At 70.2% G+C, this 12,115-nt stretch carries 10 protein-coding genes; 7 read left to right on the top strand and 3 right to left on the bottom strand.

The features are described 5' to 3' along the window. Window positions 1–13: 13 nt before the first annotated feature. Together KHU32_RS16250 and KHU32_RS16245 are read right to left on the bottom strand one after the other, a co-directional pair. A complete protein-coding gene (locus tag KHU32_RS16250; protein ID WP_213671206.1) occupies window positions 14–985 on the bottom strand; it encodes a Bug family tripartite tricarboxylate transporter substrate binding protein in 972 nt (323 codons plus the stop codon). Between the two features lie 66 nt (window positions 986–1,051). Further along, window positions 1,052–1,759, bottom strand: a complete 708-nt coding sequence (locus tag KHU32_RS16245) for an SDR family NAD(P)-dependent oxidoreductase (protein ID WP_213671205.1) — start codon at window positions 1,757–1,759, stop codon at window positions 1,052–1,054. Between the two features lie 99 nt (window positions 1,760–1,858). On the opposite strand from KHU32_RS16245, the gene dctP reads away from it, so the two are divergent. From dctP to KHU32_RS16215, 6 genes are all read left to right on the top strand, one after another. Next, window positions 1,859–2,899: a TRAP transporter substrate-binding protein DctP gene (gene dctP, locus KHU32_RS16240; protein ID WP_213671204.1), complete on the top strand. Its 1,041-nt coding sequence runs from the start codon at window positions 1,859–1,861 to the stop codon at window positions 2,897–2,899. A gap of 13 nt (window positions 2,900–2,912) precedes the next feature. After that, a complete protein-coding gene (locus KHU32_RS16235) occupies window positions 2,913–3,422 on the top strand; it encodes a TRAP transporter small permease (protein ID WP_213671203.1) in 510 nt (169 codons plus the stop codon). Continuing rightward, on the top strand, window positions 3,419–4,705 hold the full coding sequence (locus tag KHU32_RS16230) for a TRAP transporter large permease (protein ID WP_213671202.1): 1,287 nt from the start codon (window positions 3,419–3,421) through the stop codon (window positions 4,703–4,705). Before KHU32_RS16235 ends, KHU32_RS16230 begins: the two co-directional genes overlap by 4 nt. Window positions 4,706–4,804: 99 nt before the next feature. Next, on the top strand, window positions 4,805–6,940 hold the full coding sequence (locus KHU32_RS16225; protein ID WP_213671201.1) for an acetate--CoA ligase family protein: 2,136 nt from the start codon (window positions 4,805–4,807) through the stop codon (window positions 6,938–6,940). A gap of 88 nt (window positions 6,941–7,028) precedes the next feature. Further along, complete coding sequence (locus KHU32_RS16220) at window positions 7,029–7,850, top strand: EipB family protein (protein WP_213671200.1); 822 nt, start codon at window positions 7,029–7,031, stop codon at window positions 7,848–7,850. A 67-nt stretch (window positions 7,851–7,917) separates the two neighbouring features. Further along, window positions 7,918–9,270 carry an amidase gene (locus KHU32_RS16215; protein WP_213671199.1) on the top strand — a complete coding sequence of 451 codons (1,353 nt, stop codon included), beginning with the start codon at window positions 7,918–7,920 and terminating at the stop codon, window positions 9,268–9,270. Between the two features lie 48 nt (window positions 9,271–9,318). Here KHU32_RS16215 and KHU32_RS16210 read toward each other — a convergent pair whose 3' ends face one another. Then, the gene (locus KHU32_RS16210) at window positions 9,319–10,992 is read right to left on the bottom strand and encodes a formate--tetrahydrofolate ligase (RefSeq protein ID WP_213671198.1); all 1,674 of its coding nucleotides are present in this window, start codon (window positions 10,990–10,992) and stop codon (window positions 9,319–9,321) included. Between the two features lie 106 nt (window positions 10,993–11,098). On the opposite strand from KHU32_RS16210, the gene KHU32_RS16205 reads away from it, so the two are divergent. After that, on the top strand, window positions 11,099–12,067 hold the full coding sequence (locus KHU32_RS16205) for a Bug family tripartite tricarboxylate transporter substrate binding protein (RefSeq protein ID WP_213671197.1): 969 nt from the start codon (window positions 11,099–11,101) through the stop codon (window positions 12,065–12,067). The last annotated feature ends 48 nt before the right edge of the window (window positions 12,068–12,115 follow it).

The raw sequence follows: 12,115 nt of genomic DNA, 5'->3' as shown, positions 1-12,115 counted from the left end.
CGGCGGCGGCCCTTCACCCCGCGCGTAGCCCGAGGCGCCGGATCAACCCCGTCTCGTGCTGCACCATTTCCCGCAACAGGGCGGCGTAATCCGCGCTGTTGCGGTACTCCGAGATCATGTCGTAGCGCCGCAGCAGCTCCTGGAACTGCGGGTCCCGCGTCGCCGCCGCGAAGGCGCCGTGCAGGGTGCGGGCGACGGCGGGATCGAGCCCGGCCGGGGCCATGATACCGAAGGGCGTCGTCACCACCATGTCGTAGCCCAGCTCCTTCAGCGTGGGGGCATTGGGCCACTTGCTGAGACGCTCGGCCGTCCAGACGTTCAGGAATTCCGCCTGGCCGCCATCGACGAGTGCGCCCAGGCTGGTGGAAGCCGCCATCAGGTCGATATGCCCACCCAGCATCGCCTGCGAGCCGTCGGAATCGCCGCGGAAGGGCAGATGGACCGCCTCCACGCCCTCGCGCTGCAGGAGCTCCGCCATGGTGACGTGCGGCGTGCCGTTGGCGCCGGTGCTGCCATAGGTGAGCTTGCCGGGATTGCGCCTCGCCTCCTCGATGAAGCCGCGCCAGCCGCCCGGGAAGCGCCCCGCCTTCGCGGCCACGACGAAGGGATAGCCGGTGATGCAGGCGATGGGGGTGAAGTCGCGCAGCGTGTCGTAGGGCAGGCGCTGCAGGATCTGTACGCGGATCGCCGAGGCCGGGAACTGCGTGAGCAGGTAGCCGTCGGGGCGGGCCCGCGCCACCTGGGCGGCGCCCAGCGTGTTCGCCGCGCCCGGCTTGTTGTCGATCATGATGGGATACGGCAGGTGACGGGACGCCGCCTCGGCCAGGGCGCGCATCGAGATGTCGGTCGTGCCGCCCGGCGGAAAGGGCACGATGAGGCTGATGGGCTTCGTCGGAAAGGCGGCGGGCTGCGCCTGAGCTAGGCCGGGCGCGGCCAGCATGGCGGCAGCAGCAAGGGTACGGCGGCCCATCGGCAGGGATGGCATCGGAACAGCTTCCTTCTTGGACGTTTGCGCCATCCTAGGGTCTGGAGGAGCTGACGCCAGTCCGCGCTACCCTGCTCCCGCCATCACGCCCGCGCCGGCATAGCCGCCATCCACCGGCAACGCATGCCCCGTGATATAGCCGGAGCGCGCATCGTCCAGCAGGAAGAGCGCCGCCTGCGCGACCTCCTCCACCTGGCCGTAGCGCGCGGCGGGAATGCGCGAGAGCCACTGCGCCCGCGTCTCGGCATCATGCAGCTTCGTCACCAGCGGCGTCTCGATCGGCGCCGGGCAGATGGCATTGGCGCGGATGCCGTATTTCGCGAGGTCGATCGCCAGCACCTGCGCCATGTTGACGACCGCGGCCTTGGACGCGCCATAGGCCACGCGGTCCTGAATGCCGCGCAGGCCCGAGACCGAGGCGACCAGCACGATCGAGCCGCCCTTCCCGCCCGCCACCATCGCCTTCGCCGCCGCCTGCGCGACGAGGAAGCTGCCGGTCACGTTCACGTCCAGGATCCGGCGAAAGACCTCCGGCTCGGTGTCGAGGATCGGCGTGGAGGCGGAGATGCCAGCGCTGCAGACGACGCCGCGCAGATCCGTCTGGCCCGCGATCCACTCCGCGACGGCCCCGGCATCGGTCACGTCCAGCGTCGTGACGCCCTCGGCCGGCGCACGGTCCGCCGCGGCGACCCGCCAGCCCTCGGCCCGCGCGGCCTCGGCGATCCCTAGTCCAATGCCGGAGGCGCCGCCCGTGATGGCCAGAAGCTTCCCCATATTCCCTCCAACGGTCGTCTTGCGTGCCAGGGTCTCCGGGTCGCATTGTGACATCGCAACGAGCGGCCCGCCAAGAACGCCGCCTGGGAGGAAGACATCATGATCCTGAGCCCGAGCCGGCGCACCCTTCTCGCGGGCAGTGCCGGCCTTCTCGCCGCGCCGCGCGTCGCGAAAGCCCAGACGCAGTACCGGCCCGAATACAAGATGTCGGTCGTCGGCAACCGGCCCATCCCCTTCGCCGAAGGCGCCTTCCAATGGGCCGAGCTCATCACCGAGCGCTCGGGCGGGCGGATCAACGTGAAGGTCTATCCCGGCAGCCAGCTCGTGGGCGGCGACCAGACGCGCGAGTTGCTGGCCATGCGCCAGGGCATCATCGACTTCGCGGTGTTCAGCACCATCAACATCGCCCCCCAGGTGCGCGAGGCAGGCATCTTCCAGCTGCCCTTCCTGATGCCCGACCACCGCGCCTTCGACGCGCTGCTGAACGGCGAGGTCGGCCGTGACCTGACCGGCATCATGGATCGGCGCGACGTCACCGCCGTCTCCTTCGGCGAGAACGGCTTCCGCGAGATCAGCAATTCCCGCCGCGCCATCCGCACGCCCGCCGATCTGCGTGGCCTGAAGATCCGCTTCGCCGCCGGCGCCATCTTCAACGACATCTTCAACGGCCTCGGCGCCAACCCCCTGCAGATGTCCTTCGCCGACCTGCAGCCCGCACTTTCGACCGGCGCCGTGGACGGGCAGGAGAACCCGGTCAACCTCTTCCTCGCCTTCCGGATGGACACGCTCTCACAGAAGCACATGACCATCTGGAACTACGTGAACGACGCGCTGATCTTCGGCCTCAACAAGCAGCTGATGGCGAGCTTCACGCCCGCCGACCAGCAGCTGATCCGCGAATGCGGCATCGAGGCGGCGCGGCGGAACGTCGCCCTCGCCCGCCAGGGACTCGGCATCCCCGGCACGGATGACAGCGCGCTGGTCGAGGCGCGCAACCGCGGCGTGGAGGTGACCATCCTCACGCCCGAGGAGAAGCGCGCCTTCGCGACCGCCCTGCGCCCCGTCTACGACAAATGGGCCGGCACCGTCGGGCGCGAGCTGGTGGCCAAGGCCGAAGCCGCCATCCGGACCGCCTCGTGACGCAGCCCGCCTGATGGCCGCGGATTTCGACCCCACCGCGGCGCCCTCCGATCCTCGCACCCGCATCCCGCTGACGCTGGAGCGGGTGCTGCTCGCCGCCGCCATGGCGGTCATGGCGCTCATCACGGCAGGCAACGTCGTGACGCGCTACCTGACCGACATCTCCTTCTCCTTCACGGAGGAATATTCGGTCGCGCTCATGGTCGCCGTGGCGATGATCGGCACGGCGCTGGCCACGGCGGCCGGCCGGCACATCCGCATCGGCTACTTCGTGGACAAGCTGTCGCCGCGCGGCCGAAGGATCGCCGACATCATCGGCACTGCGCTGCTCATCCTCTGCTTTGTGCTGATCGCCTGGTACGGCGCGCGCATGGTGCGGGACGAGTATGACTTCGAGGTGCTCTCGCCCGGGCTCGGCCATCCGCAATGGCTCTACAGCGTCTGGCTGCCGGTGCTGGCCCTGCTGGTGATCGGCCGCGCGGCGGGCCGCATCATCCGACTCTGGCGCGGAGAGAATTCGTGATCGGCGCCATCCTCTTCCTCATGTTCCTGGTGCTGCTGGTGGGCGGCGTGCCGATCGGGGTCGCGCTCGGTCTCGCCGGCGCGCTGGCCATCACCCTGGCCGACCAGACGCTCATGGCCATGCCGACCAACGTCTATGCCGGCATCGCGAAGTACCCGCTGATCGCCATCCCCATGTTCGTGCTGGTCGGCTGCGTCTTCGACCGGACGGGCGTGGCGCTCAGGCTCGTGCGCTTCGCGACCACGCTCGTCGGCGCCGGGCGCGGCGCGCTGGCGACGGTGGCCGTGCTGGTCGCCATGGTGATCGGCGGCATCTCGGGCTCCGGCCCCGCGACCTCGGCGGCCGTCGGCCAGGTCGTGACGCGCAGCATGGTGAAGGACGGCTATCCGCGGCCCTTCATCGCGGGCACCGTGGCCGCGGCCGCCGCGACGGACATTCTGATCCCGCCCTCCATCGCCTTCATCGTCTATGCGGTGATGGTGCCCGGCGTCTCGGTGCCGGCCATCTTCATGGCGGGGATGATGCCCGGCATCCTGGCGGGCTTCGCCATCATCGTCCCCATCGTGATCATCTCCTGGATCAAGGATTTCGGCGGCAAGAACCCCGACCGCGACCAACTCTCGGTCTGGCGCGCCTTCAAGGAGGCGATCTGGGGACTGATGGCGCCGGTGGTCATCCTCGGCGGCATGCGCATCGGCGCCTTCACGCCGACCGAGGCCGCGGTGATGGCGGTCTTCTACGGGCTCTTCGTCGGCTTCTTCATCTACCGCAGCATGACGCTCCGCGACCTCTACGAGATGCTGGTGGAGGCGGGCGAGATCTCCGCCGTCATCCTCATCATCATCGCGCTGGCCAGCGTCTTCGCCTGGTCGACCGCCACGCTCGGCATCGTGCAGCCCATCGCGGGCTGGATCGTGGGGCTGGGGCTCGGCGAATACGGCACCATCGGGCTGCTGATGATCGCGCTGATCTTCATCGGCATGTTCCTGGACGGCGTCTCGACCTTCCTGATCCTGCTGCCGGTGCTCATTCCCATCGCCATGGCCTTCCACTGGGACCTCACCTGGTTCGGCGTCATCCTCACCATGAAGATCGCGATCGGCCAGTTCACACCGCCCATGGCGGTGAACCTGATGGTGAGCTGCCGCATCGCCGGCGTGACCATGGAGAGCACCATCCCCTGGGTGATCTGGATGATCCTGGCGATGTTCGTGGCGCTCGCGCTGGTCGTGGTCTTCCCGGGCATCGCGCTCTGGCTCCCGGCCGCCACCGGCATGATGTGACGCTGCCGTTCCGACCGGTCGACCGGCCGGTCGGGGGGTTGCCGAAACGCGCGGCCTGCGTCGGAATGGCGGGAATCACCGTCTGGGAGAGGAAACTAAATGCCCGCCGTCGAACCGCTACGCGATCCCAACAGCCTCAAGCGCCTGCTGGCGCCGCGCAGCTTCGCCGTGGTGGGCGTCTCCGCCGAGCCCACGGGATTCGGGGCCCGCACCGTCCAGAACATGAAGAACTTCGACGGGCCGGTCTGGTGCGTGAATCCCAAGTATGCGGGACAGGAGCTGCACGGGCGGCCCTGCTACGCCTCCATCGATGACCTGCCCGGCGTGCCCGATTCCGCCGTCATCGCCCTTCCCCGCCCCGGCGTCATGGCCGCGGTCGAGGCGCTGGCCGGCAAGGGCGGCGGCGGCGCAGCCATCTACGCCTCCGGCTACGGCGAGACCGACCTGCCCGAGCGCGCGGTCGAGGAACAGGTGCTGCGCGACCGCGCCCGGGCGCTCGGCTTCCCGCTGCTCGGCGCCAATTGCCTCGGCTATGTCGACCACCGCCAGAGCGTCGGCGCCACCTTCATGCCGGACTACGTGAAGATGACCGCGCCCGTCGGCGGCGTCGGCGTCGTCAGCCAGTCGGGCGCGCTGGGCTATGCGCTCATGCAGGCGGCCGAGCGCGGCTTCGCCATGTGCCACATGGCCACGGCCGGCAATGCCACCGACCTCGACGTCTGCGACCTCGCGGCCTTCCAGCTCACCATTCCCGAATGCCGCAGCGTGGCCCTCGTGGTCGAGGGCCTGCGCGATGCGCGCCGCCTCTTCGCCCTCGGTGACCTGGCGCGGGATCTCGGCAAGGCCATCGTCGTGCTGAAGCTCGGCCGCGGCGAGATCGGCGCCCAGGCCGCCATGTCCCATACCGGTTCGCTCGCCGGCAGCACGGCGGCCTGGACCGCCGGCTTCAAGCGCGCCGGCATGCTGGAGGTCGAGGATTTCGACGCCATGCTCGAGGCCGCGGGCTTCTTCGCCAAATCCGGCCCGCCGAAGACCAAGGGGCGCGGCGTGGGCATCGTCACGCCTTCGGGCGGCGCCGGCATCATGTCCGCCGACCATGCGGAATTTGCGGGCCTCGACCTGCCGCAGCCCGCGCCCGCGACCGAAAAGGTGCTGCGCGCCGCCATTCCGGACTTCGGCAGCCCGCGCAACCCCTGCGACCTCACGGCGCAGGTGGCCACCAACCCGAAATCCTTCGAGGAGTGCATGGACGCGATGCTCGCCGACGAGCAATACGCGGCCATCGTCTTCCCCGTCGTCTATCACAACCCGGCCCCGGCCGCGACGCCGCAGCGCATGAAGACGCTCAACCCGATGTCGGCCAATTCGGGCAAGCCCATCTGCATCAGCTGGATTCCCGAGAGCCTGGAAGGCGCGGGGCCCGAGGCGGCCGACGCTTCCAGCCATCTCTCGCTCTTCCGCAGCACGCGGCGGATGATGAACACGCTGCGCCTGTGGTTCGACCACCATGGCGAGCGGCCCGCCCCGGGCGCGATCGACGCCATCGCGGAAGCCGCCGCCCGGGCCATCCCCGCCGGCGAGAGCACGCTGATGGAGGCCGCCGCCAAGTCCGCTTTCGCCGCGGCGGGCCTCCCCGTCGTCGACGAGCGCCGCGCGACGACGGCCGAGGAGGCCGTGGCCGCCGCGACGGCGCTCGGCTTCCCCGTCGTGCTGAAGGTGGACAGCCCCGACATCGCCCATAAGACCGAGGTCGGCGGCGTGCAGCTCAACCTCGGCGACGCGGCCGCGGTCACCGCCGCCTTCGCGCGCATCATGGAAGGCGCGCGGACGCATGCCCCCAAGGCCCGCATCGACGGCGTGCTGGTCCAGCGCATGGAGGCCCGTGGCGTCGAGCTGATCCTTGGCGCGCGGCGCGATCCGCAATTCGGCACCATGGTCCTTGTCGGCCTCGGCGGCGTGCAGGCAGAACTCTGGAAGGACGTGACGCTGGACGTGGCGCCCGTCTCGCCGGAAGGGGCGCTGGCGATGCTGAAGTCTCTCAAGGCCTTCCCGCTGCTGGATGGTTTCCGGGGCAGCGCCAAGGTGGATATCGAGGCGGTGGCCGCCGCCGTCGCGCGCTTCTCGGGCTTCGTCGCGGCCCTGGGCGAGCGGCTGGAGGAAGCCGAGATCAACCCCCTCGTCTGCCGCGAGAATGGCTGCGTAGCGGTGGATGGGCTGATGAAACTCTCGGGCTGACCGCCATCCGGGACACGGGCCGCTGGCTTGCCATGGGGTTACGACGAGAACGATTACAGCGGCCCGGTTCTCGTCTAGTCTCCGCCCCATGATGATCCGAACCGCCCTGGCGGCGCTGCTCTCCGCCACGCTCCTCGCTCCCGCCCTGGCTGGGAGCGAGCCCGGCACCGAGAGACTGCTCGCCCACCGGGCGGCCTATCGGCTGACCCTGGACAGCGTGCGCGACAACGCCTCCGTCGTGCAGGCCGAGGGGGTCATGCTCTTCGAGGTAGTGGATGCCTGCGACGCCTGGGCGTCCCGCCAGCGCTTCACCCTCGTCCTCTCGGACCGGGACGGCAACCGGATCGAGACGAGCTCGGACTATTCCACGCTCGAGGCGAAGGACGGCTCCTCGCTCCGCTTCTCGCTGACCCAGACGACGGAGGGCGCGGTGACCTCCCGCGTCGCCGGCGAGGCGACGCTGACCCCGCAGGGCGGCCGCGCCGTCTATTCCGAGCCCGCCAATACGCAGGAGGACCTGCCGGCCGGCACCGTCCTGCCGACGATCCATACGCTGCGCGCCCTCGCCGCCGCGCGGGCCGGCCAGCGGCTCATCTCCGCCCCGCTCTTCGACGGCACCAGCGCCGACGGCGCGCAGGACACGACGACGGTGATCACCGGCGGATGGGCCGCGCCGCAGCCCAACCCGGCCTTCCCCCTGCTGGCGACGCTCAACAGCGCGCGCATGCGCGTGGCCTTCTTCGGCCGCGGCGGGACCGGCCAGAACGACGGCGCCGGCACGCCCGACTACGAGGTCAGCATGCGCTACTTCGAGAACGGCGTGGCCGACGAGCTGAAGATGGATTTCGGCGAATTCGTCGTGGACGGCCGGCTCGGCGAGCTGCAGCCCATTCCCTCGCCCTGCGGATGATCAACGGGGTTTGACGGCGGCGTCCGTCCTTCCATAGTCGCGGTTCAGCCCGCGCAGGATGCCCCCCATGCCTCGACACGCCTTCCCCACCATTGCCGAAGCCGCCGACGCCCTGGAGAACGGGAGCGTCACGGCGGCCGCGCTGGTCGAGGATACACTCGCTTTGATGAGCGAGGGCGAAGGGCCGAGGGTCTTCACCGAGATCCACGCCAAGGCGGCCCGCGACTCGGCGCTGGCCATGGACCAGCTTCGCCTGGTGGGCCGCGCGCCCAGCCGCTTCGCCGGCATTCCCATCACGGTGAAGGACCTCTTCGACGAGGCAGGCCACGTCACCCGCGCGGGCTCCATCGCGCGCGACGGTGCCGCCCCCGCCACAGCGACGGCCCCCGTCGTCGCCCGGCTGGAGCGGCAGGGCTTCGTCGTCGTCGGGCGGACGAACATGACGGAGTTCGCCTTCTCCGGCCTGGGCGTGAACCCCCATTACGGCACGCCGAAATCCGCCTGGGACCGCGAGACAGGCCGCCTGCCCGGCGGCTCCTCCTCCGGCGCGGGCGTCGCGGCCGCCGATGGCATGGGCTTCGGCGGCCTCGGCACCGATACCGGCGGCTCCTGCCGGATTCCGGCCGCGCTGAACGGCGTCGTCGGCTTCAAGCCGACGGCCCGGCGCGTGCCGATCCAGGGCGTGCTGCCGCTCTCCCCCTCGCTCGATTCCGTGGGGCCGCTGGCGCGCTCGGTCGGCTGCTGCCACGTGCTGGACGCCTTCATCTCGGGCGCGGAAGCGGCGCCCGGCCTGCGCGAGATCGATCTCTCCGGCCTGCGCTTCGGCGTGCTGCACAATGTCGTGGAAGAGGGGATGGAGGGCGAAGTCGCGCGCCCCTATGCCCGCGCGCTCGCGCTGCTGGAGAAGGCCGGCGCCAAGCTGATCGATCTCGAGATCCCTGCGCTCGGACGGCTCGCGCAGATCAACGCCAAGGGCGGCCTCACCGCCTCCGAGGCCTATGCCTGGCACCAGGAGCTGATCGAAAGCGACGGCACCCGCTACGACCCGCTCATCCTGAAGCGCATCATGCGCGGCAGCGCCATGACCGCGGCCGACTACCTGGCCGCCGCGAAGGGCCGCGCCGAGGTGATTGCCGCCGCGACCGCGGCCACGACGCCCTTCGATGCCGTGATCTGCCCGACCGTCCCGCTGGCGCCACCGCCGATCGCCGCCGTGGCGGAGGAGAGCGAGTACAACCGCATCAACCTGCTGCTGCTGCGGAACACCGCCATCGCGAATGCGCTGGACCGCTGCGCGATCAGCCTGCCCTGCCACCTTCCGGGCGAGGCGCCGGCGGGCCTGATGCTGATGGGCGAGGAAATGGGCGATGCGCGCCTTCTGGCCATCGCCGCCGCCGTGGAGAAGATCCTGGACGTCTGAGACCGGAAGGCGGGGCGGCGCAACGCCGTCCCGCGGCCCGGCGAGGCGTCAGAAGAGGCCTTCGATCCGCCCTTCCGCATCCAGGCGGATCGTCTCGGCGGCCGGCACGCGCGGCAGGCCGGGCATCGTCATCACGTCGCCGCAGATCGCCACCACGAAGCCCGCCCCGGCGGAAAGCCGTACGTCGCGGATCGGCAGGACATGCCCCTCCGGCGCACCCAGCGCGGTCGGGTCGGCGCTGAAGCTGTACTGCGTCTTGGCGATGCAGACCGGCACATGGCCGAAGCCCTGCGCCTCGAAGCGCGCCAGCTTGGCGGCGACGGCGTCGGGAAGCGCGACGTCGGCGGCGCGGTAGATGCCCTGCGCGATGGCGCGGATCTTATCCGCGAGCGGCATGGCATCGGGGTAGAGCGGCTGGAAATTCGCCTCGCCCGCATCGAGGCGCTGCATGACGGCATGGGCCAGCGCCACCGTGCCCTGCGCACCGTCCGACCAATGGGTGCAGAGGATCGCCTCGGTCCCCAGCGCGGCCATCGCCTGCTGGACGGCGGCGATCTCGGCCTCCGTATCCGCGGTGAAGCGGTTCAGCGCCACGATGGGCGGCAGGCCGAACTTGCGGATGTTGCCCACATGCCGCGCGAGATTGGCGATGCCCCGCCGCACCGCGCCCACATCCTCGCGGCCCAGATCGGCCTTGGCCACGCCGCCATGCATCTTCAGCGCGCGGATCGTGGCCACGATCACGCAGGCGTCGGGTGCCAGGCCGGCGAGCCGGCACTTGATGTCCAGGAACTTCTCGGCGCCCAGGTCGGCGCCGAAGCCGGCCTCGGTCACGACCACGTCGCTCAGATGCAGGCCCAGCGTCGTCGCCATCACGCTGTTGCAGCCATGGGCGATATTGGCGAAGGGCCCGCCATGGACCAGCGCGGGCGAGCCGGCCAGCGTCTGCACCAGGTTCGGCGCCAACGCGTCCTTCAGCAGCACGGCCATGGCGCCGTCGGCCTTGAGATCGGCCGCCGTCACCGGCTTTCCGTCGCGCGTGCTGGCCACGATGATGCGGCCCAGCCGCGTCTGCAGGTCCGCAAGGTCATAGGCCAGGCAGAAGGCCGCCATCACCTCGGAAGCCACGACGATGTCGAAGCCGTCCTCGCGCGGGAAGCCGTTCGCAACGCCGCCCATCGACCCCACGATGCCGCGCAGCGCGCGGTCGTTCATGTCGATCGCCCGGCGCCAGGTGATGCGCCGCGCATCGATGCCGAGGGAATTGCCCCAGTAGATGTGGTTGTCGATCATCGCGGCCAGCAGGTTGTTCGCGGCCGTGATGGCGTGGAAATCGCCGGTGAAGTGGAGGTTGATGTCCTCCATCGGCACCACCTGGGCGTGCCCGCCGCCCGCGGCCCCGCCCTTCACGCCGAAGCAGGGCCCCAGCGAGGGCTCGCGCAGGCAGATCATGGCCTTCTTGCCGATGAGGTTCAGCGCATCACCGAGGCCGACCGTGGTGGTCGTCTTGCCCTCGCCGGCCGGGGTCGGGTTGATGCCGGTGACCAGCACCAGCTTGCCGATCGGCCGGTCGTGACGGATCTGCTGCACGAAATCCAGGCCGATCTTGGCCTTGTACTTGCCGTAGGGCTCCAGCGCATCGACGGGAATTCCCGCCTTCTCCGCGATCTGGGCAATGGGTGCGAGGGTCGCCGCGCGGGCAATCTCGAGGTCGATGGACATGGCGCGTGGCTCTCCCGATTCGCGCCGGATTTGAGCCGCTAGGACCCGCCTGGACAAGACCAGGGCTTTGGGCAATGTGAGCCCAAATCCCCCAGAGGAAACCTCCATGTTGAACCGCCGCTCGCTGCTCGCCACCCCGGCCTTGCTGCCGCTCGCCGCCCATGCGCAGGCGAACTGGCCGCAGCGCCCGATCACCATGCTGGTTCCCTTCGTGGCGGGCGGCCCCTCGGACATCACGGCGCGCGTCATCGCGGCGAAGCTCGGCGGCATCCTCGGCCAGTCCGTCGTCGTCGAGAACCGCCCGGGCGCCAACGGCACCGTCGCCGGCCAGGTCCTGGCCCGCGCCGCCCCCGATGGCTACACGCTGATGACCGGCTCGATCGGCGTGTTCGCCATCAACGCCGCCCTGCGGCCGAGCCTGCCCTACAACCCGCTGCGCGACTTCGCGACGGTGAGCCTCGCCGTCACCACGCCCAACGTGCTGATCGTCAACCCGTCCAAGGTGCCGGCGACGACCTATGCCGAGGCGCTGGCCTGGCTGCGCGCCAACGGCAACACGGCCTCCTACGCCTCCTCGGGCGTCGGCTCCTCCGAGCATATGACGATGGAGCTGTTCAAGCTGCGCGCGGGCGTGGAGGCGACGCATGTGCCCTATCAGGGCGGTGCCGCGGCGGCCACCTCGCTGATCGCCGGCGACACGCAGCTCACCTTCCAGAACCTGAGCGGCGTGGCCGCGCATATCCAGGCCGGGCGGATCCGGCCGGTGATGGTGACCAGCGAGCGCCGCAACCCGACCATCCCCGACGTGCCGACGGCGGCCGAGGTGGGTCTCGACGATTTCGTCGTCACCTCCTGGCAGGCGGTCATGGCGCCCACCGGCATTCCGGCGCCGATCATGGCCAAGCTCGAGGCCGGCTGCATCGAGGCCCTGCGCCATCCGGAGAGCGTGCAGCGCCTGAACCAGGTGGGCTTCGACGTGGTGGCCAGCACCGCCGCCGAGTTCCGCCGCTTTCAGGAAGCCGAGATCGACCGCTGGAAGACCGTGGTGGACCGCGCCAACATCCGCGCGGACTGAAAACCCCGGACCGCTTGATCCACCTCAAGGCGGGATGTCCCGCCGGTT

It is taken from the genome of Roseococcus pinisoli, assembly GCF_018413645.1.
Taxonomy (GTDB): Bacteria; Pseudomonadota; Alphaproteobacteria; order Acetobacterales; family Acetobacteraceae; genus Roseococcus; species Roseococcus pinisoli.
Note: the sequence above shows the minus strand (reverse complement) of the source record. Positions and strands in the feature narration are given on the sequence as shown.